21 protein-coding genes are annotated in these 24,594 nt (G+C 68.3%); 6 read left to right on the top strand and 15 right to left on the bottom strand.

Going from position 1 to position 24,594, the window contains the following annotated elements:
• Positions 1-81: 81 nt before the first annotated feature.
• From CEX88_RS10170 to recC, 5 genes are all read right to left on the bottom strand, one after another.
• A complete protein-coding gene (locus CEX88_RS10170) occupies positions 82-1,128 on the bottom strand; it encodes a tartrate dehydrogenase (RefSeq protein WP_094293373.1) in 1,047 nt (348 codons plus the stop codon).
• A complete protein-coding gene (locus CEX88_RS10165) occupies positions 1,125-2,729 on the bottom strand; it encodes an SLC13 family permease (RefSeq protein WP_094293372.1) in 1,605 nt (534 codons plus the stop codon). Before CEX88_RS10165 ends, CEX88_RS10170 begins: the two co-directional genes overlap by 4 nt.
• A 213-nt stretch (positions 2,730-2,942) precedes the next feature.
• On the bottom strand, positions 2,943-4,589 hold the full coding sequence (gene recD, locus CEX88_RS10160) for an exodeoxyribonuclease V subunit alpha (protein WP_202931440.1): 1,647 nt from the start codon (positions 4,587-4,589) through the stop codon (positions 2,943-2,945).
• A gap of 38 nt (positions 4,590-4,627) precedes the next feature.
• On the bottom strand, positions 4,628-7,915 hold the full coding sequence (gene recB, locus CEX88_RS10155) for an exodeoxyribonuclease V subunit beta (protein WP_094293427.1): 3,288 nt from the start codon (positions 7,913-7,915) through the stop codon (positions 4,628-4,630).
• On the bottom strand, positions 7,915-11,157 hold the full coding sequence (gene recC, locus CEX88_RS10150) for an exodeoxyribonuclease V subunit gamma (protein ID WP_094293371.1): 3,243 nt from the start codon (positions 11,155-11,157) through the stop codon (positions 7,915-7,917). Before recC ends, recB begins: the two co-directional genes overlap by 1 nt.
• Positions 11,158-11,251: 94 nt before the next feature.
• On the opposite strand from recC, the gene CEX88_RS10145 reads away from it, so the two are divergent.
• Genes CEX88_RS10145 through CEX88_RS10135 form a run of 3 tightly spaced genes read left to right on the top strand, consistent with a single transcriptional unit; the run spans position 11,252 to position 13,206 of the window.
• On the top strand, positions 11,252-11,731 hold the full coding sequence (locus CEX88_RS10145; protein WP_094293369.1) for an LppP/LprE family lipoprotein: 480 nt from the start codon (positions 11,252-11,254) through the stop codon (positions 11,729-11,731).
• A 14-nt stretch (positions 11,732-11,745) separates the two neighbouring features.
• Positions 11,746-12,354, top strand: coding sequence for an HD domain-containing protein (locus CEX88_RS10140; protein WP_238382027.1), 609 nt, complete (start codon positions 11,746-11,748; stop codon positions 12,352-12,354).
• Between the two features lie 3 nt (positions 12,355-12,357).
• On the top strand, positions 12,358-13,206 hold the full coding sequence (locus CEX88_RS10135; protein ID WP_094293367.1) for a sulfurtransferase: 849 nt from the start codon (positions 12,358-12,360) through the stop codon (positions 13,204-13,206).
• Between the two features lie 47 nt (positions 13,207-13,253).
• Here CEX88_RS10135 and CEX88_RS10130 read toward each other — a convergent pair whose 3' ends face one another.
• Positions 13,254-13,499 (bottom strand): hypothetical protein, encoded by a 246-nt coding sequence (locus CEX88_RS10130; protein WP_094293365.1) that lies wholly within the window; start codon positions 13,497-13,499, stop codon positions 13,254-13,256.
• Positions 13,500-13,671: 172 nt separating this feature from the next.
• On the opposite strand from CEX88_RS10130, the gene CEX88_RS10125 reads away from it, so the two are divergent.
• The gene (locus tag CEX88_RS10125) at positions 13,672-14,568 is read left to right on the top strand and encodes a haloalkane dehalogenase (RefSeq protein WP_094293364.1); all 897 of its coding nucleotides are present in this window, start codon (positions 13,672-13,674) and stop codon (positions 14,566-14,568) included.
• Here CEX88_RS10125 and CEX88_RS10120 read toward each other — a convergent pair.
• On the bottom strand, positions 14,565-15,302 hold the full coding sequence (locus CEX88_RS10120; RefSeq protein ID WP_202931435.1) for a DUF3060 domain-containing protein: 738 nt from the start codon (positions 15,300-15,302) through the stop codon (positions 14,565-14,567). The two genes, CEX88_RS10125 and CEX88_RS10120, sit on opposite strands and share 4 nt — an antisense overlap.
• Positions 15,303-15,359: 57 nt before the next feature.
• Between CEX88_RS10120 and CEX88_RS10115 the strand changes: the two genes are divergently transcribed.
• Both CEX88_RS10115 and CEX88_RS10110 read left to right on the top strand, forming a co-directional pair.
• A complete protein-coding gene (locus CEX88_RS10115) occupies positions 15,360-15,728 on the top strand; it encodes a VOC family protein (RefSeq protein WP_094293425.1) in 369 nt (122 codons plus the stop codon).
• Positions 15,729-15,788: 60 nt separating this feature from the next.
• Complete coding sequence (locus tag CEX88_RS10110) at positions 15,789-16,922, top strand: NAD(P)/FAD-dependent oxidoreductase (protein WP_094293361.1); 1,134 nt, start codon at positions 15,789-15,791, stop codon at positions 16,920-16,922.
• A 9-nt stretch (positions 16,923-16,931) separates the two neighbouring features.
• Here CEX88_RS10110 and CEX88_RS10105 read toward each other — a convergent pair whose 3' ends face one another.
• From CEX88_RS10105 to CEX88_RS10070, 8 genes are all read right to left on the bottom strand, one after another.
• On the bottom strand, positions 16,932-18,515 hold the full coding sequence (locus tag CEX88_RS10105; protein WP_094293360.1) for an HD domain-containing phosphohydrolase: 1,584 nt from the start codon (positions 18,513-18,515) through the stop codon (positions 16,932-16,934).
• A 7-nt stretch (positions 18,516-18,522) separates the two neighbouring features.
• Positions 18,523-19,260: a hypothetical protein gene (locus CEX88_RS10100; protein ID WP_094293424.1), complete on the bottom strand. Its 738-nt coding sequence runs from the start codon at positions 19,258-19,260 to the stop codon at positions 18,523-18,525.
• Positions 19,261-19,327: 67 nt separating this feature from the next.
• Positions 19,328-19,924, bottom strand: coding sequence for a TetR/AcrR family transcriptional regulator (locus CEX88_RS10095; protein ID WP_094293359.1), 597 nt, complete (start codon positions 19,922-19,924; stop codon positions 19,328-19,330).
• 9 nt (positions 19,925-19,933) lie between these two features.
• Entirely contained in the window at positions 19,934-20,635 is a 702-nt protein-coding gene (locus CEX88_RS10090; RefSeq protein ID WP_094293358.1) for a crotonase/enoyl-CoA hydratase family protein, read from the bottom strand.
• Between the two features lie 173 nt (positions 20,636-20,808).
• Entirely contained in the window at positions 20,809-21,627 is an 819-nt protein-coding gene (locus tag CEX88_RS10085; RefSeq protein WP_082961865.1) for a hypothetical protein, read from the bottom strand.
• 140 nt (positions 21,628-21,767) lie between these two features.
• Positions 21,768-22,820 carry a phospholipase effector Tle1 domain-containing protein gene (locus CEX88_RS10080; RefSeq protein WP_094293357.1) on the bottom strand — a complete coding sequence of 351 codons (1,053 nt, stop codon included), beginning with the start codon at positions 22,818-22,820 and terminating at the stop codon, positions 21,768-21,770.
• A 190-nt stretch (positions 22,821-23,010) separates the two neighbouring features.
• Positions 23,011-23,772, bottom strand: coding sequence for a DUF2510 domain-containing protein (locus CEX88_RS26280; RefSeq protein ID WP_094293356.1), 762 nt, complete (start codon positions 23,770-23,772; stop codon positions 23,011-23,013).
• A gap of 99 nt (positions 23,773-23,871) precedes the next feature.
• Complete coding sequence (locus CEX88_RS10070) at positions 23,872-24,585, bottom strand: MBL fold metallo-hydrolase (protein ID WP_094293355.1); 714 nt, start codon at positions 24,583-24,585, stop codon at positions 23,872-23,874.
• Positions 24,586-24,594: the final 9 nt, after the last annotated feature.

The following is a 24,594-nucleotide window of genomic DNA, read 5'->3' as shown; positions in this document are numbered from 1 at the left end:
CGCCGAGATACCCCTAGACGCACGAATTTTGGGAGCGTCTCTGCGGGGTGTCGGTGAAGCACGGGAGTTTGCTGGGGTCGGTCACCCCAATCGCGCGACGAGCGCGTCGGTCACTTCGGCGGTCGACGCCCGCCCGCCGAGGTCTCCGGTGCGGGTCTCCGGTGCGGCCAGTGTCGACTCGATGGCCCCCATCACCTCACCGGCGGCGTCCGCGTGCCCGAGATGCTCGAGCATCAGCGCCGCCGACCACACCGCGCCGATCGGGTTGGCGATGCCCTGCCCGGCGATGTCGGGGGCCGACCCGTGTACGGGTTCGAACATCGACGGGTACTGCTTGGTGGGGTCGAGATTGGCCGACGGAGCTATCCCGATCGAACCCGCCACCGCGGCGGCGAGGTCACTGAGGATGTCGCCGAACAGGTTCGAGCCGACGACGACGTCGAATCGCTGTGGCTGCAGGACGAATTTGGCGGCCAGCGCGTCGATGTGCTCACTGTCGAGCCGCACGTCGGGGTAGTGCGACGCCCGCTCGGCGACCACCTCGTCCCAGAACGGCAGCGTGTGTACGATGCCGTTGGACTTGGTCGCCGACGTCACGTACCCGCGGCGGGTGCGGGCGAGCTCGAACGCGAAGTCCGCGATGCGGCCGACGCCGTTGCGCGTGAAAACCGACTCCTGGACCGCCATTTCGTCGGAAAAGCCGCGGTTGAGCCGTCCGCCGATCTCGCTGTACTCACCTTCGACGTTCTCGCGGACCACGACGAAGTCGACATCCTGCGCCGTGCGCAGCGGGCTTTCGACGCCGTCGAACACCCGGATCGGCCGCATGTTCACGTACTGGCGGAACGCGCGGCGGATCGGGATGAGCAGACCCCACAGCGACACGTGGTCGGGCACGCCCGGCCACCCGACCGCGCCCAGGAAGATGGCGTCGAACCCGCGCAGCGTCTCGATTCCGTCGTCGGGCATCATCGCGCCCTCGGCCGCGTATCGTTGACACGACCAGTCGAACTCGGTGTACGACAACGCGATTCCATGTTTCTTCGCGACCGCGTCGAGCACTGCGCGCGCCGACGCGATAACCTCGGTACCGATCCCGTCACCGGGAATGACGGCGATATCGGTCATGTACCCAATCCCAAGAGGCTGATCATCAGCGGCAGCAAGATGATGATCAGGATAGCGCCCGCGATGTCGAACGCGACGCCGGAGCGGATCATCTTTGTGATCGGGACGACGCCCGAGCCGTAGACGATCGCGTTCTGTGGGGTGGACACCGGCAGCATGAAGCCGAACGACGCCGCGAACGTCGCCGCCAGCGCCGGCACGAACGGGTTGACGCCCGCGGCCACCGCCACCGGTATCACGATCGGCACCACCACCGCGGCCGACGCGGTGTTGCTCGTGGTTTCGGAGACGATGATCGCCAGGATCACCGCGAAGATGGTGATCGCGATGCCGCTCGTCAGGCCGAGCGCGTCGTTGACGGAGGTGCCGATGGTCTCGGCTAGCCCGGTCGAGGAGATCAGCGAGCCGAAGATGATGCCGGTACCGAACAGGATGATTGTGCCCCAGTCGATTTCGGCGGCGTCCTTCCAGCGCAGGGTGAACTCGCGGCTCTGCCAATCGGTGGGCAGCAGGAATAGCAGCGACGCGCCGAACACCGCGACCACGCCCTCGTCGAGGCGATCGCTGACGAATTCGTAGGTGGTGGACTCGGTTCCGGTGATCACCGCGACCACACCGGGCAGGATCCACAGCGTCACGGTGATGCCGAACGCGATCAGGGTGTTCTTCTCCGCCCGTGACAGCTTGCCCAGCTTCTCGCGCTCGCTGGCCACGTACTCGGCGACGCCGTCGATGCGTTTGATCTCTGGTCTGTTGAGCCGCAGCAGGATCAGCGCCAACAGCAGGAACATCACGAAGCAGATGGGAATCGCCAGCACCATCCACTGTCCGAAGCTGATCCGCTCGCCGGTGGCCTCTTCGATCAGCCCGCGCCCGATCAGGTTCGGCGGGCTGCCGACCGGAGTGAGCAGGCCGCCCACGCTGGCGCCGTAGGCGAGCATCAGCATGAGGGCCGCGCCTACCCGCAGGCGTTGCGGGTCGAAGTCGGGTTCGACGTCGCCGCGCTGCTGGAGCAGTTTGGCGATCACGGACAGGATGCCGATCGCCGTCGGCAGGAGCATCGCCACCGTCGCGGTGTTGGAGACGAACGCCGACAGCAGACACGTGATCGCGCCGAACGCGAGGATGACGCCGGTGGTCGAGCGGCCGGCTCGCGGTAGGGCCAGGATGCGGAACGCGAAGCGCCGTGCCACACCGTGTTTGAGCATCGCCTGGGCGAGGATGAACGCCCCGATGAACGTGAAGATGGTCGAGGATCCGAACGGGCCGAGCACGTCGTCGACGGGTGCGACCCCGAGGAACACTGCGACCGCCACGCCGAGTAGGCCGCCGATCGGGATCGGCACCGCCTCGGTGATCCACAGCGCGATCACGCCGAGCAGGACCGCACCGAGCACCTGTTGCTCGCGGGGGATGTCCATCGGCAGGACGAGGAAGACGGCGGTCAGCAGCGGAGCGAGGAACAGGCCGAGCGTGCGGCGGCCCTTCTCGAACCGTTCCTCTCGCGGTGAGAGTTTCTGTTCGCCCAGGCTTCGGTAGGTCGCGCTGCCGAGCAGTGCCTTGTCGACATCGGTCGGTGTGACCTGGTTTTCCGTGCTCATTGCCGGCTCCGTCCACCCGGTGGTGTGTGCAACGCCACAATCGCCGGGAGGGAGTGCCCGGTCAGCGGGCGGGGCTAAACATCGCGAGCGCATCCAGCCGGTCGCCCGAACGTGGGTTACCCGCACGCATCCGGCGCGATCAGTGTGCGGGTAACCCACGTTCGCGCCAGAAGTCGGCGGCGCAGGCGGCGGGCGCAGGCGGCGCGGGGGAAGTCAGGGGCGCAGGCGGCGGGCCAGGCCCGATGCGCGCACGGCCCGGCGCTGCACGGCGGCCCGCACCGAGGCCTCCGGGCCGACGACCCGGATCTTCTCTTTCGCCCTGGTCACCGCGGTGTAGAACAACTCGCGGCTGAGCAGCCGCGAACCCTCGGGCGGCAGCAGCACTGTGACCTCGTCGGCCTGGCTGCCCTGCGACTTGTGAATCGTCATCGCATGCATCGTGTCGACCTCGGCGAGCCGGCTGGTCGCGAACTCCAACCGTTCCGTGCCGGCGATAACCGCGCGCAGCACCCCGTCGCGCAGCACCGTCACACCCGTGTCGCCGTTGTAGAGGTTGAGCCCGTAGTCGTTCGCGGTCACCAACACCGGCCGCCCGGCGTACCACGTCGACCAGATCGGCTCGCCGGTCAACTCCGACAGCCACCGCTCCACCTGATGGTTCCAGTACCGCACCCCGAACGGGCCGCGGCGATGCGCGCACAGCAACCGGTGTTCGGCCAAGATGCCCAACGCCGCGTCGCCGTCACCAAGAACCGCCGCCGTTCGCAGCGCAATCGCGTTTGGCACCAACACCTTACGGAGCTGCTCGGACGGTTCCTCGGTGTCCACCCATTCGATGTGGTCTCCGCCCGAGCGCAACACGTCGATGACCGTCTCCGCGTCGCCGGTGCGGATCGCGGTGGCCAGCCGCCCGATCGACTCGCCGAACCGGTGCGACGTCTTCAACTCCGCGATCCGGTCCTGTCCGAGACCGTCGACCAGGTCGGCGAGGACCGCACCGGCCTCTACCGAGGCCAACTGGTCCGGGTCGCCGACCAGGACGAGCCGGGCGTCCGGCCGCACCGCCTCCAGCAGTCGCGCCATCATCGTCAGCGACACCATCGACGTCTCGTCGACGACGATCACGTCGTGCGGCAACCTGTTGTGGCGGTTGTGCCGGAACCGCGCCGACGTGTCCGGGCGGCTCCCGAGCAGGCGGTGCAACGTCGTCGCGTGCAGCCCGGACAACGCTTGGCGGTCGGTGGAGTCGAGTTTGTCCACCTCCAGTTGCACGGCCTCCTGCAGACGCGCCGCCGCCTTCCCCGTCGGCGCCGCCAGCGCGATCCGCAGCCGTGTCCCACTCGTGAGGAGCGCGAGCAGGCGCGCGACCGTCGTGGTTTTCCCTGTGCCCGGCCCGCCCGTGAGCACCGTCAGACCCTGCGACAGCGCCAGTTTCGCGGCGGCGCGCTGCTCCTCGAAGCCCGGCGGAAAGAGCCTGTCCAGATCCGGCAACGGAGGGGTGGGCCTGCCGGAGGTCATCGACAGGATGTCGCCGCACACCTGCTGCTCCTCGAGCCAGTACCGGTCGAGGTACAGCAGGTCTCCGTCGATGTGCAGCGCCGGTGGCCGGCCGGTCAGCGGGTGCGCGGCGATGGCGCCGAACCAATCGTCGACGGCGGGCCACGGCAGTCCGTCGATGCCGACCTGCTGCTCGACGGTGCGCAGGTTCAGGCATACCGACCCGTTGCGCAGTGCGCGCACCACGAGCGCGATCGCAAGCGACACCTGCTCGTCGGGCGCCTTGACGAGATCGCAGAGCCGTTGTGCAACATGTACATCCGACGCATCGAGAACTTCGGCGTCGGTGAAGGTGCGCAGCAGCCCGGTGGCGCTGATCGCCCGCCGCCACTCCACGCCGGTCACGCCGCGGCCCTGCCAGCGTCGAGCAGATCCGACAGCCCGGTGATCAACGCCGGCGGCGGTTGCCAGCTGAACACACCGGCGGGATGACCGTCCTCGATCGGGGTGTCCGGCCCGCACATCCCGCGCAGGAACAGATACAGCACGCCGCCCAGATGCCGCTCGGGCGTGTACCCGGCCAGCCGCCACCGCAGGAAGCGGTGCAGCACAACGCTGTACAACAACGCCTGCAGCGGATAGTCCGAGTGCAGCATCGCCTCGGCCAGCCGCGGGCGGGAGTAGTCCGCCGCGGTGAGGGCTCGGTTGGGGTCGCCGAGCCAGTTCGTCTTGTAGTCGACGACGAGGTAGCGACCGTCGATCCGCAGCACCGCATCCACCGAGCCCGACAGGTAGCCCTTCAGCGGCTGCGGTCCCAGGCCCGCTCCGGTCAACCGCTCCGCGTACGACGCCAGCGGGTCGCCCGCGGGCAGGTGCGCATGCAGCAGCTCACCAACGTGAGCGAGCCGAATGTCGGGCGCAGAGCCGCGCAAATCGCCGCCTGCCAACGGGAATTCGAAGTCCATTTCCAGCATCCGGTCCCGCAGCCCGATTTGCCGAAGTGTCGCGCCACCGGCGAGCGGTCCGAGCGGCGTGTCGTGCATCGGCACCATCGCTGCCGCCAGCTCACCGGCGTCGACGTCGACCGGCCACCACACGGAGTGCTCACGGATCCGAGCCTGAAGTTCCGCGGCGAGGTCGGCGGCGAACGGATCCGCGGTTTCGAGCACCGCGTGCACCAACGACCCGAACTTCGCGCCGGTGGGCAGCTCGGCCATCGGTGAGGACACGTCGGTGCCGACCGTCGCGGTCGTCAGCGGGATTTCGGCGACTTCGTCGTCGAGCTCGACCACTTCGGGCTCACTGCTGACCGGTGTCGCCTCGACCGCGCGGATCAACCCGCTGTAGGACGTTCGACGCCACGCCGTGTCGATGAGACGGTGGAAATGGCGGGCGCGGACTTCTTCGGGGCCGGGCGGCTCCGGGCGCGTGGGTCTCGGGCGCGGCACCGACTCCTCGATCACCGGGCCGCCGACGGCCTCCCACTCTCTGAAGCGGGCCATCGCGTCGTCGTCGGAGACCTTGCCGGGGACAACGGCATCCGGCACCACCGGCTCACCGGGCCGCCGACCGCGCAGCAGCCGCGACAGCCCGCCGTTCGGTTCGTCGCGGGAGGGTGCCCACCAGGCGACCAGCTGCGACTGGGCCCGCGTCATCGCGACGTACATCAGGCGGCTGTCGTCGCTGGCGTCCTCCTCGCGGCCCACCTTGGACACCGCGTGGAAGTCGGGACTGTCGTTGCCGCCGATGTGCAGGCACCGCGTTTCGCCTTCGTGGTAGAGCACCAGGTCCGGTTCGAACACGTGACGGTTGAACGCGAATGGCAGGTAGACGACAGGGAACTGCAGGCCCTTGGCGACGAACACCGTCATCACCTGAACGGCCGCAGCGTCGTTGTCGAGGCGGCGGAATCGTTCAGCGGCGCCGTTGCGTTCGTCGCGCTGGGCCCGCAACCAGTCGCGCAGCGCGGGCAGCGTGAAGTGTTCGCGGTGGGCGGCTTCCTGCAACAGTTGGGTCATGTGCGCCAGGTCGGTCATCTGGCGCTCACCGTTACGCCACGACAACACGCGGTCGCCCATGCCGGCCAGTTGCGCGGCCTCGAAGATCGCCGCCACCCCCCGCTCCCGGGCGTGACCCGCCCACTCCCGCAGCGTCTCTGCGATGCGGTCGGTCAATCGGTCGCCACCCGCGACGAGTGACTCGGCGGTCTCGCCGAAGAACATGGTCGCGGCCGCCGCACGCACGACGCCGGGCCGGTGCGGCTGATCGAACGCCTCGAGCAGCGCCAACCAGTCCTCGGCGGCGTCGGAGCTGAAGATGTCGGAGTCGCCGGTGTACACCGCCGGAATGCCCGCGTCGCACAGCGCCCGGTAGCAGACCCGCGCATCGCGGTGGTTCTCGACGATGACCGCGATGTCTCCCGCCCCGAGGGGACGACCGTCGAACGTGGCGCCGGCGTCGATCAGCGCACCGATGTCGCCCGCCAGATCCTTGGGGATGTGGGCGCGCAGCTGATCGATCGGCAAGACACTGGTTCCGCTGCGGCCGAACGTGTTTCGGCGCACAACCCGCAATCGGAACGGATCGTCGCACGGAGCGCCGACCAGCCGCGAACCTTTGTGCTTGGCGGCGACGTCGTGCACGACGATCTTCTCGTGGCCCAGTTGCGCGCCGCACAGCACCGCCTGCAGCCGGTTCACCAGCGCCTCGTCGCTGCGCCAGTTGGTGGCCAACGTCTTCTGGACGTCGGCCTTGGAGGCGGCGCTCAGATAGGTGACGATATCGCCGCCGCGGAAGGCGTAGATCGCCTGCTTGGGGTCGCCGATCAGGATGAGCGTCGATCGTCCGGTGAACGCGCGGTCGATTACCCGCCACTGCACCGGATCGGTGTCCTGGAACTCGTCGACCATCACGATCGGCCAACGCTGGTGCATGCGCAGCTGCGCGGGGGAGTCGTCGGCCTCCAGCGCATCGGCCAACCGGCTCAGCAGATCGTCGTAACCGAGAATCCCCTTGCGCCGCTTGCGGACCTCCAGCTCGTCGAGGACGTCTCTAGCGAACCGGACGCAGACCTCGGCGCGTGAGTCCGGTGCGGGGTCCTTCGGCCGCAGCTCGGTCGCCGGGTGCTCGACGGCTTGTTTGGCCAGCCGTAGCGCATCGGGATAGGTCAGCAGCGGGTTGTCGCGTTCGCGACCGAAGTGGTGCAGGTAGAGGTCGTCGACGATCTCGGCGACGAGTTCTTCGAGGCTCTCGACCAGAGTGACGCGAGAGTCGCTGTCGCCGGCGACGCCCAGTGATTTGAGCACCAGCTGGCAGAACTGGTGTGTGGTGGCGATCGTCGCGGCGTCGAACGCGGCCAGCGCGTCGCGCAGATTGCGTTCGCGGTCGGCGAGTTGGTCGGGGGTGCCCTTGAGCAGATGGTCGATGATCTCGTTGGTGTCGACGCTCGACGGGTCGATGAAAGCCTGTACGGCGTCGACGATGTGCCGCCTGACCCGGTCTCGCAGTTCCTGGCTGGCCGCGCGGCTGAACGTGATCAGCAGCATCTGGTCGAGCGTCGCGACACCCTCGGCAAGGTAGCGCGTGACCAGCCCGGCCAACGCGAAGGTCTTACCGGTTCCCGCGCTGGCTTCCAGCACGGTGGTGGAGCGTTCGGCGGGTAGCTCACCCAGAAGATCAAAGGGTTTCATCAGGTCTCCAGCGCCCGCAGCATCGGCAGCCACAGCCGACCGGCGTATGTGTCGAGGCCGCGTTCGACGAGGTGCTGCAACCATGTGTTCTTGCCGAACGCCAGTTGGTAGGCGGGTTCGGTCTCCTCGCCGGGATACATGCCGGACCGCCACTTGTAGCCGGCCCGCTGCTCAGGATCGCCGTGGCCGTGCACGGCTTCTGCCCACGCGTAGGACGTCTTCACCGGCAGCGGGAGCGGTTCGCGGCGGCCCTGGTCGTACATCGCCACGAGATCGGCGAGCAGATCGCGGGCGTGCTCGGCCGGCCTGCCCATCGACTCGACCCGCGGCGTGGTGCCGCGCCTGGCCCGCCCGATGCTGATCGCCTTCCACTCGCAACCGGGTTCGTGAGCCAGCAACGCCAGCAACAGGATCCACGGTTGCAGCAGATGACGGCCGTCGAGCTTTGAGTAGGTGACCGAGACCAGCCGCTCACCGTAGACCGGCGTGACGGTTCCGGTGACCCGCCGACCACCGCCGATCTCGACGTCGATGTCGATCGCCGTCGCATCGGCGCTTCGGTACGGTCGCGCGACATCGGAGATGAGCGAGGCCTGCTCACAGATCCCGTTCGCGCGACGCCATCCGAGGTGGCCGGGAGGCAGCGTGCCGCGCCGCCACTCGGCCTGGCGCGCCTGGTCGGGATCCATGCCGCTCAACATGTCCCGCAGCACGCGATCGCCGACCGTCCACTCCTCGAGCGCATCGATGTCGACGGGCATCGCGTCCTCAACCCCGTCGACCTCCCACGGCAACGTGTAGTCCATGGCGCGGAAGAACCCCTTGACGGGATCGCGGAAGAACCCGGCGAGATCTGCGAGCACGACGTCGTCGGGTGGGGGCGGGGGTAGCGGTCCCGAGACGAATGCCGGCCGTTCCGCGCGTTCGGCCGCGCGGGTGAGCGCCGCGCGTTGCACCGTGGAGTCGAACGTGAACGGCTCTTTCGGGATCAGCTCGCCGGGGATGACGTTGCGGGTGTCGAACGGCTGCAGTGGATGATTCACCAAAATCGTGTCGCGGACCGGGTGCTCGGTGGTGCGGTCGAGGGTGTCGAGCAGTTCGGCGAGCGGAACGGCGGGCGGTCGGTCCTGACCGGAGTACTCGTTGGCGCCGGTGTAGGTGATCACCAGTGTCTCGGTGGCCGCACCGATGGCATCGAGCAGCAATTGCCGGTCCTCGGAACGGATGTCGCGCTCCCCGGTCATCGGCTCGCGAGCGAGCGCGTCGTCACCGTCGACCACTCCCAGCCGGGGGAACAGGCCGTCGTCGAGACCGACGAGGCACACGACCCGGTGGGGCACGGACCGCATCGGCACCATCGTGCACACCGTCAGGGTGCCGGTGCGGAAGTTCGCGCGGGTCGGCCGGCCCGCGAGGTGCCGGTCGAGCAGCGCGCGGACGTCGGACAGCCGCATCAGAGTGTCTGCGCGGGTGCCCGCGGTGGCCAGCACGTCGGCGAACTCGCGCTCGAGTTGCGCTGTCTGCCAGGCATCGTCATCGTTTACCCGGGTCAGCAAGGCGATGCTGTCGGTCAGCGCCTGCAGCCACTGCTCTAGTGGTCGCGTCCCGGTGAGGGATTGCACGGCATGTCGCAGGCGGTCGATGTACTCGGCGAGCTGGCCGGCCAGGTCGACCCGGTTGCTGCTCACGTCGTCGAGGGGCAGCGTGGTGTCGAGCCAGGCCTGGGAGTCGTCGGACATGGCCACCCCCGCGAGCACCCGGTCGATGCCGAAACGCCATGTGTTCTGGACGAAGTCGACGCCATACGGCTTGCGGTGCTCGGTGTCGAAGCCCCAGCGAATGTTGGCCTGGCGCACCCAGCGGGTGATGTCCTCGAGGTTGTCGTCGCTGAAGCCGAAGCGGGCCCGCACCGGCGCGGCCTGCGCGAGGTTGAGCACCTCACTGGATGTGGCCCGCCCCCCGGCCAACGCCAGTAACTGGGACGCGACCCCGAACAGCGGATTGGTCTGGACGAGGGACCGGTCGGCGAGCCGCACGCGCAACTGATGTGCGGGATGAACGCCCTTGATCATGTCGCCCAGCCCGAAACCGGCCACGATCAGCGGCGCGTAGGTCTCGATGTCCGGACACATGACGAGGATGTCGCGTGGTTCGAGCGTCGGGTCGTCGACGAGCAGTCCGAGCAGGACTTCGCGGAGCACGTCGATCTGACGGGCCGGCCCGTGGCAGCTGTGCACCTGCACCGAACGGTCGATGGCGGTGTGCCTCCGGCCTTCTCGCCGGATCGTGTTGTCACTGATGTCGGATTGCAGCCACCCGAGGAGCGTGCTCGGGTGGGCCCGGCCGCCGAGATATTCGTCGGTGCGAGCATCGTCGGGCAGCGCACGCTGCAGTTCGCGAAGGTCGCGGCCGAGCGTGGCGAGCAGAGGGTGACCGACACGGCGATGGCTGGTGTCCTCGCGACGAGGGATCTGGCCGCGTGTTCCCTTGAGTTGCTGCCAGAGGTCGTCGCTGGGATGCGGCAGCCACAGATGCAGGTCATGGTGGGTGGAAAGTGCGTCGAGCAGTTCGATCTCGGTGCTGGGCAGCCGGGTGTGCCCGAACAGCGACAGCCGCTCGGGCAGATCGGTCGGCGACTCCCTCAGCCTCACAACCGTTTTGGCGTGCCGGATATGCGGCGTGTCGGCGTCGATGTGCTCGATGAGCGCACGCCACAGCGGCGGCTGCCAGGCGAGGTCGGCCGGGATGTCACCGTCGGCGCTGTTCTCCCAGTCGACCAGCAGTTGCGGGCGTTGGCGGGCGTAGGAGGCGAACAGCCCGGCCAGCCTGCGGGCGACGGCGTAACGCCGGCCCTGCCTCAGCTCCCTCTCCTCGCCGGATTCGAAGTGGCCGAGGTGGGTGGCCAGCGGTGTGCACCAGTCCTCGGTGCAGGTGACGTCGATGACCTCCATCAGTGGCCACACCATGGCATCGGGCGACCACGGATCGTCGCGCTCTGTTCCCGTCAGCTCGGCGATCAGCGAGCGGGGATTGCGAAACGCGATGCCGGCGCAGACGCCGTCGGTTCCGGCGCCACGCCCGAGCGCGTGGCTCAGTCGCTGGCTCAGCCAGCGCTCGACACCCCTGGCCGGAACGATCACCAGTTCTTCGGCGAACGGGTCAGGTAGGGGATGGGAAAGCAGTGCGCCGAGCCCGTCGGCGAGAAGATCGGTGCGTTCTGCCCGATGGATGTGAAGCGCCATCACAGCCCACGATAGGAGGTCGGTACGACGCGGCGCGGGGTTTACGGTGGCGGTGCACGTTTGCAAGCGAAGAAGCCAGGGAAGCCAACATTCGATGTTTCGTTCGATGGCCGCGATGATGACCATGGCCGCCTGTATCCCGTTGGTCGCGACGCCGGTCGCGAACGCCCAGCCATCGTGCGGTCCCGACCAGGCCGACGCGCTGCGCCTGGCATTCGCGCAGCTGCCGTTCGAGCCGCTCACCGGCGCCAGGTGGGACACCACGCCCGTCGACAGCAACTACGACCCGTGCGCAAAGCTGTCCACGATCCTGGTGACCACCGAGGGCGGCACCGGTAGCTCGCCCGTGCAGGCGCTGCTGTTTCATCGCGGCGAATATCTGGGAACGGGCACTTCCAAGGCGTACGGCTTCACGTCACTGGATGCCGCCGCCAGCAGCGACGACACGGTGGTGCTGACCTACAAGGTGCCGGGTGAATGCAATGCCTGCGAACCCGCGGCCATCCACAGCGCGCGGTACCGCTGGAATGGCGATCGCGCCGTCATGCTCGATCCGCCGCCACCGACGGTCTGAGGAAGGAGCGCGAGGTGAGCGACACCACGTCACCGCGCCTTGGCCCGAAGTTCCACGAGGCGCTGGGGTTCGCCGCCGAACTGCACCGCACCCAGACCCGCAAGGCCAGCGAGGTCCCGTATGTCGGGCACCTGCTGTCGGTTGCCGGGCTGGTGATCGAGGCCGACGGCACCGAGACCGAGGCCATCGCGGCGCTGCTGCACGACGCCGCCGAGGACCAGGGCGGTGACGCGACACTGGTGCGCATCGAGGAGTGGTTCGGCCCCGACGTCGCGGCCATCGTCGAGGAGTGCAGCGACACCATGGTGACACCGAAACCGCCGTGGCGCGAGCGCAAGCAGGCTTACATCCAACACCTGAACACGGCCTCCGACAGCACGATTCGCGTGTCGATGGCCGACAAGCTCGACAACGCCAGGGCGATCCTGCGCGACCTGCGCCGCTTCGGCCCGAAGGTGTGGCAGCGCTTCAACACCGACGACCCGCACGAGCATCTGTGGTACTACCGCTCGCTGCTCGAGGTGTATCAGCGCCGCAGCGACAGTTGGTTGGTCGACGAACTGTCCCGCGTCGTCGAGACATTGGCCGAGGAGATCGGCCCGCCGGTCGCCGCTACCGTCTGAGTTATGAGCGCACGCGACACCGTCTGGATCTCGGCCGCAGAGCTGGCGCGGCGGCTGGAAGCGGGTGAACCGCTGACACTGCTGGACGTGCGGTGGAGCCTCGCGGCACCCGACGGCCGCGCCGCTTACGAACAAGGACACCTGCCCGGGGCGGTGTACGTCTCGCTCGAGGGCGAGCTGAGCGATCACACCGTCGAAGACCTTGGGCGGCACCCGTTGCCGACCGGGTCCGCGATCGAGGCCGCCGCCCGCCGCTGGGGCGTGCGGGCCGGGAGGCCGGTCGTCGCCTACGACGACTGGAACCGCGCCGGGTCATCGCGGGCCTGGTGGGTGCTGACCGCGGCAGGCATCCACGACGTCCGCATCCTCGACGGCGGCCTCGCGGGGTGGACTGCGGCGGGCGGCCGACTGGAATCCGGCGTCGTCGCACCCTCGCCCGGCGACGTGACCGTCGCCCACGACGACCTGTACGCCGGGGCTCGCCGGACAGTCACCGCCGACGCGCTGCTCGAACCGGGCCGGTTGGTCCTTGACGCGCGGGCCCCCGAACGGTTCCGCGGCGAGGTCGAGCCGGTTGATCCGGTCGCCGGCCACATTCCCGGTGCGCTCAACGTGCCGAGCACCAGCCTGCTGGCCGACGACGGAACACTGCTGGCCGACGACCAGTTGGCCCGGACGTTCGGGCATGTGGGCGGCGGCGAGGCGGCGGTTTACTGCGGGTCGGGTGTCACTGCGGCGGTGACGATCGCGGGCCTCGCCGCGCTGGGAGTGGACGCCGCGCTGTTTCCCGGCTCATGGTCGCAATGGAGTTCGGACCCGTCGCGTCCCGTGGCGCGCGGCTCCCGACCATGACTGAGACCCTCCAGAGATAGAGCGACCTGGAGGGCCTCTGTGATGGGTCAGCGTTGGTAGCCGGGCTGAACCTGCTGCAGATGAGGGATGCCGTGAGTGTGGGGGGTGCCGGGGGCCGGGTGCGCGGTGACCGTCGGCGTTGCGACGATGCTGGGCGGCCGCGGCGCGGGGGTCGGGGAGTTGGTCTCGGCGTTGGCGGCTCCGGCGAAGGCGAGGGCCCCGGCCAGGATTGCGGCTGCCGTGATCGGCAGGGCGAAGAACTGGGCGGTGCGGCGGGTGGTGTTGGCGTTCATGTCGGGATCTCCTCGTCGAGTCCGGTTGTGCGCCGGTGTTCCGGCGATGACTCAACAGTGGTGCACCGCGGCGCCGATGTCTGTCGACCGACCGGCGGGTGAACCGGACGAATCCCGTGTCCACCGATCGGGGGACAGGTCCTAAGCTGCAGGAGGCGGATAGGAGCACCTCATGGACGTTCTGCGCACGCCCGACGACCGCTTCACCAACCTCGCGGGCTATCCCTTCGCGCCGCACTACGTCGACGTCACCGCGTCCGACACCGAGGCGCTGCGCATGCACTACGTCGACGAAGGCCCACCCGACGGCCCGGTCGTCGTCCTGTTGCACGGCGAACCGACGTGGAGTTACCTGTACCGCACCATGATTCCGCCGCTGGCCGCCGGCGGCTACCGGATACTGGCCCCCGACCTGATCGGGTTCGGGCGCTCCGACAAGCCCAGTCGCACCGAGGATTACACGTATCTGCGTCACGTCGAATGGGTGACGTCGTGGTTCTCGGCGCTCGACCTGCGCGACACGACGATCTTCGTGCAGGACTGGGGTTCGTTGATCGGGTTGCGCATCGCTGCCGAACAAGACGATCGCGTCGCGCGCATCGTCGTTGCCAACGGCTTTCTGCCTGCCGGTCAGACCCCGGCCAACCTACCGTTTCGGATCTGGCGGGCGTTCGCGCGTCACTCACCGATACTGCCTGCCGGACGCATCGTCGCCTTCGGCACGGTCACCGACGTACCCGCGCGCATCCGGGCCGGATACGATGCGCCGTTTCCCGCCAAGCGATTTCAGGCCGGGGCGCGCGCGTTCCCGGCGCTGGTACCGACCGAGCCCGACGATCCGGCATTACCGGCCAACCGCGCGGCTTGGGAAGCGTTGGGGCGCTGGGAGAAACCGTTCCTGTGCGTGTTCGGCGCCAAGGATCCGATCCTCGGCCGCGCAGACCGCCCGTTGATCGACCATGTCCCCGGCGCGGCCGGCCAACCCCACGCCCGCGTCAACGGAAGCCATTTCGTGCAGGAGGACTGCGGGCCCGAGTTGGCCGAGCGAATCCTGCAGTGGCGCACCTAGCCCCGGGTGACGGTGTTCCTCGACGTGACGTTCACCTCAGGGTCTCCGGAGTGGTAGGTCACCTGGTTGTCGAACCCCGACGCGCCGATCTGGTCGACGCTGTCGATGGTGACCTGATTCTCGACGCCCGACACCGACACGCTCAGGCAGTGACCGAGCAGGGTCACCGTGTTGTTGACGCCGCTGACGGAGATGTTGGCGCCATTGCACTCGATCGTCTCGTTCTCGTCGACCCCGGACACGCTGTACTGCCCGCCCGCGGGCGCGACCGCGACCTTCGGCGGCTCGTCGGGTAGCTGCGTGGGCAGTGCGGTGGGCGCCTCGCGCGACGGCCCGATCGTTACGCTGCCGCCGCGGGGATCATCCCCGGTGGCGATGGAAATGCCGGGGCGGCCCGCGATCTCCTCCGTCGCCGACGACAGTGTCCACACGAGCGCGCCGATGCCTGCGACGATGACCACCACGACGACCCCGACCAATCCGAAGATCAGTCCGAACGGCGCGCCGCTCTTCGTCGGCCCCGGGGGGAACGAGACTCCGAACGGCGGTGCGCTGTAGGGAGACTGCGCGGGATAGGGCTGCTGGTGCGGCGGACCGTAGACCGGCGGGGGCAGGGCCGACGTCTGGTAGTCGGTGCCGGGCGGCTGTGAGGTGCCCAATTCGACCGCGCCGTAGTCGGCCAGCGGTTGCTCCAGCTGCCGGATACGCGCCTCCGGGTCGTCGTCGGGTTTCATGCGCAGATGGTGCCACACCGTAGTTTGTGCCGCCTGAATACCGGCAACCCGACGATCATGATTGGGAAGCTGCGATCCACCGTCGTCGACTGCCGTGACCCGATGCGGCTGGCCACCTTCTATGCGGACGTCCTCGGTGGACAGATCGAGAAGGAGGACGACACCTGGGTGGTGCTCACCGATCCGCACGGCCGACGGCTGGCCTTCCAGTTCTCGCCCGAGCACGAGCCGCCCCGCTTCCCTGATCCGCGCGGTTCGCAACAGTTTCACCTCGACATCGCGGTCGACGACCCCGACGCCGCCGAACATCAAGTGCTCGACCTCGGCGCCACCCGGGTGTCCGACGCCGAGGAGGACGCGAAGTTTCGGGTGTTTCGCGACCCCGCCGGACACACGTTCTGTCTGGTCTGGGGCATCGCCGACTAGCGGCGAAGGCGATTTGCTGACCCACGGTTATCGCGGCGCCGAAGTTGGTACTCACATTCCGTGGTGGCTCCAGGGTTCGTTGCCGTGGGCAGCGGTGCTGCCGGGGTGAGCGCCGCGGAGACGTTCCGCAGCAAGCACCCCGATATCCCCGTGCGCATCCTGACCACCGACCCGGCGCTGCCGTACGCGAAGCCGCCGCTGAGCAAGGACTTTTTGTGCGGCCGCGACACCAGGCTCGCGCTGCACAGCGAGCACTGGTTCGAACGCAATGCCGTCGACCTCATCCGCGGCATCACCGTCGAGCGCATCGACGTGGACCGCCAGGAGGTCGTGACAGCGGGTGGTCAGCGCTATCCCTACTGGCATCTCGTGGTCGCCTCCGGGTCCATCCCGGTGCGACCGCCCATCCCGGGTATCGAGTCGGCGCTGACGCTGCGGTCGTTCGCCGACGCTGTCGCGCTCAAGATGGCCGCCCGCTACTCCGATTGCGCCGTGGTCATCGGCGGCGGACTGATCGGCTGCGAGGCCGCATCCTGTCTCGCCGAGCGTGGGGTCGCGACGATGGTCGTGGCCGCCGAACACGTCCCGCTGCAGCGCCGGTTCGGGGTTGAGGCCGGTGAGCGCGTCGCGAAACTGCTGTCGGACAACGGGGTCCGGTTCGCCGGTGAGACGACCGTCGCCGCGATCGAGGACACCCGTGTGGTGTTGGACGGCGGTGAGGCCGTCGACGCCGACCTCGTCGTGTGCGCGACGGGTGTGCGCCCCGACATCCGCCTCGCCGAAACCGCCGGACTGCAGACCCGCGATGGGCGCATCGTCGTCGACGCGCACATGCACACGTCGGCACGCAACGTGTACGCCGCGGGCGATGCGGCGCTGGCGCATAACGTCACCGCCGGCAGGCCGATCGCCGCCGAACACTGGCGCGACGCGGCGCATCAAGGCCATGTCGCCGGCCTGACCGCGGCCGGCTACCGCGCAGTTTGGGACACCGTGCCGGGGTTCTCCTGCACTGTCGGCACTTCCGTGCTCAAGTACCGCGGCTGGGGTGTCGACTTCGACGAGGTCCGGTTCGTCGACCACCACACCGGGTTCACGGTCTGGTACGAGGCGGGCGGCGACGTCGTCGGTGTGCTGACCCTCAACGCCGACGACGACCACCGCCGCGCCGGCGAGCTGCTCGGCCCGCGTTGACGGACGTCTTCAGCCCGACACGAGCCCGTGCTCGAGTGCGTACATGCTGGCCCCGATCCGGTTCGAGACGCCGATCTTGGCGTACACGTGCTCGACGTGATTGCGCACCGTCTTCTCGCTGAGCACCAGCGTCGCGGCGATGGCCTTATTGCTCGCGCCCTGTGCGACCAGTCGCAGCACCTCGACCTCTCGGCTCGTGAGACCGTCCGGGCGGGGCTGGCGCCTGCGCGAAGCGTGCCCGGACGCGTGCAGGACCGCATCGGCGGCCGCGGAGTCCAATTGCCCCTTCGACACCCGTTCGCGCAGTCGCCTCGCCGCCCCCGCGGGGCCGAGCGCCTCCCGGTACGGCCGCGGTTCGAGCGCGCTCTGGTAGCTGACCGCGCACGCCAGCAGCCGATCGGGCATCGAGAGCTGCCGTGCGGCCAGCCCCCGCGGATACCCGGAGCCGTCGAGACATTCGTGGTGGTTGGCCGCCACCGACGCGATGTCCTTGAGAGCCGGCACCTGAGAAAGGATCCGCTCGGTCAGGTATGGATGCAGCCGCATGCGCTCGAACTCCGCCATGGTCAGCGCGGTGGGTTTCGACCAGACCTGGTTCGACACACCGATGCGGCCGAGATCGTGCACATACCCGGCGCGTCGTGTCGTCGCGACGGCCTCGTCGTCGAGCCCGAGCGCCTCGGCGGCGGATGCGGCGAGATCGGCCACCGCGCGTGAATGCCCCAGTGTGAACGGGCATTTGAGGTCGACGAACTCGCCGAGGGCCATCAGCAGCGTGTCGAGCGACCCGGAGTCAAGGCGCGTTCCGCGATCGGGTGCCTGCCGCAGCGCCGTCGCCCACACGTCTCCGGTCGACGGGACCGCGAGCACGTCGGCCGGATCGGCGACGAACGCGTCGACAACCGCCGGGTCGAACTGACCGCCGCGCCTGCTGCGCGCCATCGCGACCGCGCCGTCGATGCCGTACTCGCGCTGGTGCACCTCGACCATGTCGGCGACCTGAGCGACCCGCATCTCGATTGGTATCGCGTCGCCGGACGCGCCGGTCGGCAGCCCGCCGCCGTCGTAGCGTTCGAAGGTGTACCGCAGCGCGTGCTGTACGTCGGCGTGCAGGCCGATACGTTCGGCAAGCAGGCCGGCCGACGTGCAGTGCGAGTGGATCAGCTGCGAGATATGCCCTCGCGCATTGGCATACAGTGTCGCCGCCGTCCTTAGCCGGGTCAGCAGTGACTCCCCGCGGCCGACGTTGGTCAGCAGGAAGCGTTGATACGGCAGGCCCGACCAGTCGACGAGGTAGGAGCTTCGCCGCACCGCGATGTCGTCGCCGAACCACCGGGCGTACTCATGCGAGTCGGCGTGACAACCGATCCACATGATCAGCGTCGCGTAGTAGATGCAATCACGCTGCTTCGCAGGCAGTTTCATCCGGTCGGCCAGCCGTGCGGCGATGAGCGCGGACCGCAGCATGTGCTCGGCGGGCTGACCCAGCCCGAGGTCGACCGCGACCGAAAGCGCCGCGAGCACTTCCGCCCGGGTCGGAGGCTCCTGCGGGGTGCGAGCGCCGGCCACAGCCCGATTCTGCACCGTTTGCATCGCCGGATCAGTGCGATAAGTCAAGACGGACCGCATCGCGGTGACGAGTGACGTCGAACGCCTCGAACCGGCCCTGGGCGACCACGCAGATACCCCGCTGCGGCAGCTGGAAGTCGGCCAGGTTGCCTTGTATCGGATGCGGCCCGACGGGACCGAGATCGACGCCGTGTGCGACGGCCGACGAGTCGGCCACTGCCCACACCCGCCGAGGTGCGATGCGGAACTCCTGACCGTTGGGCAGGTTGCCGGTCAGCCGAACCTTGCCGATGCCCAACACGGGGCCGACGATGCGGCTCATCGCCATCAGCGTTCGGCGGTTGCGTGCCGCGGCGGCGGGAATGCGTGATCCGACGGCGCTCATCAGACGGGTGGCCGCGGTGCTTGTGATGTCGACACGCCAATCCAGCACTCCGGCAATGGAAATCGACAATGACCACGGTGTGAGCCACTCGGCGTTGATGGCGCAGACAACGGGGTCTACCGGTGTCGCCGAGCTGAAGTACCGCGAACAGCTCTGCGGTCCCGGTGTGGTGGCGTAGAACGTCCACACCCCGTCCGGCGTGCGATGCCACACCGATTTGTAGGCGGGGGAGAACGACGTCTCGGGGAAATCCCGGTAGGCGAGGTAGTGGCCGTTGGCGAACGGCAGGCCCATGACGCCGAAGCCGACGACCCGCTCCTCGTCTCCATCGGGCAGCGGCATGGTCTTGGTGGCGGCGGCGAAGGCCTGAGGTGTTGTGGTCATGCCGTGATCGTGCGCCGCCGGGCGGGCCGCCGACATGAGGCGAACGCCCCAAAAGTGGGGAAATCGCCTAGGTGGCGGGCTGCAGCCCCACGAGCAGCGAGCGCACGCCGAGTCGCCACCGCTGCTCGATCGACGGCGCGGACGACCCCAGCCACCGCCCGAGCTCCTGGACCGCCAAACCCTGCGCGAGCGCCAGCAGCACGTGAGCGATGTCGGCGACGTCGCCTGCCAGCAGCCCCGCGTCGACGCAGCGCTGGATCCGGCCGGTGAGCACCGCGCGCACCGAGGCGCCTGCCGCCGCCTCGTCGGGCCCAGGCTCCAATTCGGCGAACGGCCGCCCGAACATCAGCTGGGCGAGCCGGGGATACGACCGGCAGAACGACCGGAAGACCGGCACGAGCCGTTCGAGATCGGCGAGTGGATCCTCGCTCAGCGGAACCGTCTCCAGTTCGGCGCCCAGCAGCCGGAAGCCCTCGAACACCATCGCCCGCAGCAGTCCCGCTTTGTCGGAGAACAGCTCGTACACCGCGGGCACCGACGTGCTCGCCCGCTCGGCGACTCGGCGCGTGGTGAACCCCGAGATCCCGTCCTCGGACAGCGTCGCGATCGCCACCTCGAGCAGGTGGTCCTTCAGCTCGGGCGTGCGCTGCTTCGCCCTCGGCATCGGGCTGGCCTACCCGAGGCTGAATTCGGTTGCCAGCCCGTCGATTCCGGCCCGAATGGCGTCAAGCGCGGACTCGCGGGCCTTCAGCTTGGTCGCGACGTGCGCGCCGGTGTGCACGGTGTTCACCAGTTCCGTGGCCACCTCCTGCGCCCGCGCCAACACGCGATCGGCCTCGACGATCTCGTCGAGCCACCCACCGTAGACGGCTTCGTCACCGGCGAACGTCGACGCCAGCGCCGCGCCCCTCTGATAGACCGCCGGGGTTAGACGGAATCGCATGATCTCCAGCGCGGCGACCGGGATCGTCATGCCGATCGCCACCTCGATTGCCTGGCAGCGGGTCTTCGGCTGACCGACCCGGTGGTCCCCGGACAACAGCAGGAACGACCCCATCGCGATGGCCGGACCCGTCGCGGCCATGACCACCGGCACCGGGAAGGTCAGGCACCGCACCGCGAGCTCGAACCCGCCGGCGAGCATCCCCAGCGCGGCCTGCGCGTCGCCCGACTGAAATACGCTCAGGTCGAAACCACCGCTGAACACGCGCCCGTTGCCTGCCAGCACGACGGTCTTGGCGGCGTCCTTCTCCGCGCGGTCGAGCGTCTCGTTGATCGCGGTCTGCATGGCCGGGCCGAGGACATTGACCTTGCCGTCGTCCAGCGTGATCGTGGCGACCGACTCGTTCAGTTCATAGTCAACGAGGCTGCTCATCGCTTCTCCTTATTGAATGCGGACGGGCAATCGGATCGATGTTACGAAACATCGATACGATTGCCAAGGATTTTTAGGGTAGTCGGCTACGCGCGACGCCCGTCTGCGGCCCTCGTACCGTTCAAGAAGCCCGGCAGCGAGGGGTTGCCGGGCTTCATCGCACCTACCCGGGTTCACGCGATGCGGTGCCGCGCCGTGTTGGTCTTGAGGATCTGGGTGTGCGCTTCCTCGAATTCGGCGTCGATGTCGACCCGCCGGCCGGGGACCGTCCCGTTGCGCGGTGTGCGCTGCGGCCCTTCGGTTTCCGTGCGGTACCGATCGCGGAGTTCGTCGACCGAGGACCGCACGCGGTTGATCTCCTGGCGCAGGACGTCTTCGCGGCTCTCGCTCGCCGCGTAGTGGTAGTAGGTCAGCAGATGACGCAGCAGCTCGAGCTTCTGCTTCTCCTGGCGGGCCAGGTCGTGCGTGGTCAACAGCTCCAGCCGCTCGACCGGATGCAGCGTCGACCAGTCCAGCACCGCCGTGGACCGGTACCGGTGGCGCGACCCCTTCTTCTTGGCGTGCCCCTTCTGGTCGTAGTAGGTGACGGCGCCGTCGAACCGGGATGCGATGGCCTCGCCGAGTTCGCGACGGTCCAATGCCGAATCCCAGACGATGCGCCATTCCTGTCCGGGCGCCAGATACGGGATCTCGGCGGGCAGGTTCAGCGGCGTGATGTCGACATAACGGTCGTCGTAGACGTTCTCGTACTTGGCCACCGTCGGCGGATGCGCGAAGTCGAACCGGATGTTGTACGCCGGTGTCCGGCCGAAGTTCTTGACCACGAGCTCGATCAGATGCCAGTCGTTGGCCGCCGGTTCCATGAACATCGCCACGTTGGGTGCCATGAGCTCTTCGCTCTGCCGCCGTCCCCGCTGATACTGCCGCCAGGCGTACATCAGGGTGGCGATTCCCACCACGACGGCGAGCCAGGCGGCCAGCGCCGTCCACATGCCGGCCGAGAGGCCGAGGACCCCATCCGCATCCACGCACCGCTGTATATCACGCAGCCGCGGATCACACACCCTTTGCTATTTTGGCGTGCGCGTCGATAAGAGCACCCGTCACCGACAACCGTGACCGGCGGAATTCGTCACAATAGGCTTGCCGGCCTCAGCTGCGCGGTATTGCTGACCAGCTCGCCGAACGACGCGAGCCCCAAGTCGGCGACCAGTTTCTCGGCCGTCGCATCACTCGGGTGGACCAATCGCTCACCGCGTGCCGCCCAGTCGAGGTCCGACCACCTCACGCGGGCCGGTAAGCGCTTCCAATACTGCGGATGCTCACGCAGGTACAACTCGACACTGGAGTGGACGGCCGCGTTGTCGGGGAGCTTGCGCAGCGAGATCGTGTGGGCGGTCTCGGCGAGCGCGTCGTACTGACCGGGGGTGGGCAGCGTGTCCATACGTTCGTCGGCAATCGACAGCCCGGCTCGCAGCGCCCCGTCCAGCATCCAGTCGAAGCTGATCTCGGCCAGCGGGGTGCAGGCCCCCGGTCCTCCGGCGACGTCGCAGTGGGCGCCGCGGAACCAGACTTCCTCCATGCGCTTCGACGCTGAGGTTGTCAACCGTTCGCCGGGGCGCCCGTCGATCGCGACAGCGTGCCTACCCGATTCGACGTTGGGCATCGGCGCGGGCATCGACCGGCGCGTCAAGCCCGGGATACTCACCGCGTCCCAGATGCCCAGAAACCGGACGGGGACGGGGATTTCGCGCTGCTGCTCCAGCCGGGAGGCGATTTGGGTGACGCGCGTCCAGTCCTGCTGGTCGCGGCCGGTCCGCGGCAGGGCATACGCGCCGAGCACGAAATCCATCAGCTCCGGAAGCACCCCGACGGTGGCCAGTAAGCGGGTCAGGGTTTGGGCGCAGTAACCGCCGCGACCGACGCCGAACAGATAGATCGGGTCGCCGGGGTCCCAGCTGTCGACCAGGAAGCGATAAGCCTCGGCGATGACACCGCGAGCATCGTCGGCGGCGGCCCTGAAGGGCCGCAGCGTCTTTCCAGGGTTCGGCGTGGCTCCCGGGTGATACCAGGTGAGCTGCTCGGGGACGTCGTCGAGAAGATGAAAGAGTCGATGCGCGTTCGTCGCCAGTTGGGGTTCTGGATAGCCACGAGTGCGGTCGAAGCACAGCACTAGCTTCTTCATAGCGGCCCCCCGGCCCGAAAAATTGACGCTAGGGTCTTCAAGTTTGCCCCCGCGCGGCCCACTTGTCCAGAAATTTGTGTCTTTGGACCCGTTATGCCGTAGGCACCTGCGAAAATGTCAGGAGCCGAACCGTCGGCCGAGTTCGGCGCACAGTTGCCGAACGTCGATGCGCCCTCCAGTCGTGGCAACGCTAGGACAACGGGATCTGCGCACCCGGGCTCAGCGGATCGGCATGCGCCTCGATGAACTCCGGCACCGTGCCCGGCGGCGCGTCGTAGGCCAGGCCGACCAGCGCCTCGGCGCCGGGCGGGATCTCAACGAACCCGCCGCCCACATAGAACGTCGCCTCGCCGTCGATGGAGTAGACGGTGTTTCCGGCGTGCAGCTTCTGCAGGGTGCCGAGGAACTGCGCGGTGGCGTCGCCGTCGTTGACCACCGACAGGCGTACGACGACGTATTCACCGGTCGCGGTCTTCTCCACCGGGGCCTCGGTCGACGAAACCGTCGTCCCGGTCTCGACGTCGACCACCGTGAACGACAGCACTCCGTCGACGGTCGCTCCGGCGAGCGGCGGCAGCGCCCCTGGCGTGGTAGTGCCGGCCTGTTCCTCGGCCGTCGTGGTCGGCTGGCCGGCGGTCTCAGGCGGCGACGTCGTCGTGAATGACCTGAGGCCGTCGTCGTTGTCATCGCGGAACAACCCGTAGGCGAGGGCGAGAATCAGCACGAGCAGCAGGGCGCCGCACACGGCGAGGTAGCGGGTGAGCAGTGTGCGGTTGTCGTTGAAGCGCGGTTCGGCGGGCATCGGCGGTTCGATGGCCGACGGCGGCTCTACGGGCTGCGACGTCGGGCCCGGCGAACGGTGCTCGGTCCACGTCGAACTGTCCCAATACCGTTGGCCGCCAGCGCCATCGGGGTCGGGATACCAGCCTGCGGGAGTGGGTGGTCTCGTCATCGCAAGCGGTCCTCCCGATAGGCGCCGAGCAAACGGGAGACTAGCGCAGCACTACTCACACCGGCGCTTTTTCGCACGCCACACCCGGTGTCGGGACGGTCAGCCGCCCATCAGCATGCGCCACTGGTCGAGGTTGCTGGCCCGGTAGACGTAGTTGGTCTGGCGCACGTCGGACAGGGAGGCGCTGGGCTCGGCGGAATACCAGTGGCCGGGGAACACCGTCGGGTCGCCGGACAGTTTCGCCAGCGCCTGCAGGCTGCGGAACATGTCGTCGACGTTGCCACCGGGGAAGTCGGTGCGTCCGCACCCTTCCAGGAAAAGGGTGTCACCGGCGACGAGCCGCCCGTCGAGCAGAAAGCACTGGCTGCCGGGGGTGTGGCCGGGCGTATGCAGAAGTTCGATGTCGATGTCACCGACCTTGACGACGTCGCCGTGCTGGTGCTCGCTGAGCTCGCTGCGCCCGATGCCGGTGATCTTCGAAACCCAGTCGGCCTCAAGCTGGTTGACGTGCACCGGCACGCTCGTGCGCTCGAGCAGTTCGGCGAGCCCCTTGAGTTCGAAACCCATCATCGAACCGCCGATATGGTCGGGGTGGTGGTGGGTGACCAACACGCCGGACAGCCGCATGCCGTCGGCCTCCAGCGCGTCGATGAGATCGCCTGCGGCGTAGGCGGGGTCGACGATCACCGTGTCGCCGGTCTCGCGGTCGCCGATCAGGTAGGCGAAGTTGCGCATCTGCTGGGCGATCATGTCGCCGGCCGCGAAGTCGCGACCGGACAACAACTGACGGAAGTAGAGCCGATCCGAAGCCATGACCGTCAG

Source organism: Mycobacterium neumannii, assembly GCF_002245615.1.
In the GTDB taxonomy this organism is placed as follows: Bacteria; Actinomycetota; Actinomycetes; order Mycobacteriales; family Mycobacteriaceae; genus Mycobacterium; species Mycobacterium neumannii_A.
The sequence above is the reverse complement of the archived record's forward strand: the minus strand, read 5'-3'. Positions and strand labels throughout refer to the sequence as shown.

Excerpts from the sequence above, each read along its gene's own strand:
- CEX88_RS10170 (WP_094293373.1), bottom strand. The coding sequence starts at position 1,128 with ATGACCGATATCGCCGTCATTCCCGGTGACGGGATCGGTACCGAGGTT.
- CEX88_RS10165 (WP_094293372.1), bottom strand. The coding sequence starts at position 2,729 with ATGAGCACGGAAAACCAGGTCACACCGACCGATGTCGACAAGGCACTG.
- recB (WP_094293427.1), bottom strand. The coding sequence starts at position 7,915 with ATGAAACCCTTTGATCTTCTGGGTGAGCTACCCGCCGAACGCTCCACC.
- recC (WP_094293371.1), bottom strand. The coding sequence starts at position 11,157 with ATGGCGCTTCACATCCATCGGGCAGAACGCACCGATCTTCTCGCCGAC.
- CEX88_RS10145 (WP_094293369.1), top strand. The coding sequence starts at position 11,252 with ATGTTTCGTTCGATGGCCGCGATGATGACCATGGCCGCCTGTATCCCG.
- CEX88_RS10135 (WP_094293367.1), top strand. The coding sequence starts at position 12,358 with ATGAGCGCACGCGACACCGTCTGGATCTCGGCCGCAGAGCTGGCGCGG.
- CEX88_RS10130 (WP_094293365.1), bottom strand. The coding sequence starts at position 13,499 with ATGAACGCCAACACCACCCGCCGCACCGCCCAGTTCTTCGCCCTGCCG.
- CEX88_RS10125 (WP_094293364.1), top strand. The coding sequence starts at position 13,672 with ATGGACGTTCTGCGCACGCCCGACGACCGCTTCACCAACCTCGCGGGC.
- CEX88_RS10120 (WP_202931435.1), bottom strand. The coding sequence starts at position 15,302 with ATGAAACCCGACGACGACCCGGAGGCGCGTATCCGGCAGCTGGAGCAA.
- CEX88_RS10115 (WP_094293425.1), top strand. The coding sequence starts at position 15,360 with ATGATTGGGAAGCTGCGATCCACCGTCGTCGACTGCCGTGACCCGATG.
- CEX88_RS10105 (WP_094293360.1), bottom strand. The coding sequence starts at position 18,515 with ATGCAAACGGTGCAGAATCGGGCTGTGGCCGGCGCTCGCACCCCGCAG.
- CEX88_RS10100 (WP_094293424.1), bottom strand. The coding sequence starts at position 19,260 with ATGACCACAACACCTCAGGCCTTCGCCGCCGCCACCAAGACCATGCCG.
- CEX88_RS10095 (WP_094293359.1), bottom strand. The coding sequence starts at position 19,924 with ATGCCGAGGGCGAAGCAGCGCACGCCCGAGCTGAAGGACCACCTGCTC.
- CEX88_RS10090 (WP_094293358.1), bottom strand. The coding sequence starts at position 20,635 with ATGAGCAGCCTCGTTGACTATGAACTGAACGAGTCGGTCGCCACGATC.
- CEX88_RS10085 (WP_082961865.1), bottom strand. The coding sequence starts at position 21,627 with ATGTGGACGGCGCTGGCCGCCTGGCTCGCCGTCGTGGTGGGAATCGCC.
- CEX88_RS10080 (WP_094293357.1), bottom strand. The coding sequence starts at position 22,820 with ATGAAGAAGCTAGTGCTGTGCTTCGACCGCACTCGTGGCTATCCAGAA.
- CEX88_RS26280 (WP_094293356.1), bottom strand. The coding sequence starts at position 23,772 with ATGACGAGACCACCCACTCCCGCAGGCTGGTATCCCGACCCCGATGGC.
- CEX88_RS10070 (WP_094293355.1), bottom strand. The coding sequence starts at position 24,585 with ATGGCTTCGGATCGGCTCTACTTCCGTCAGTTGTTGTCCGGTCGCGAC.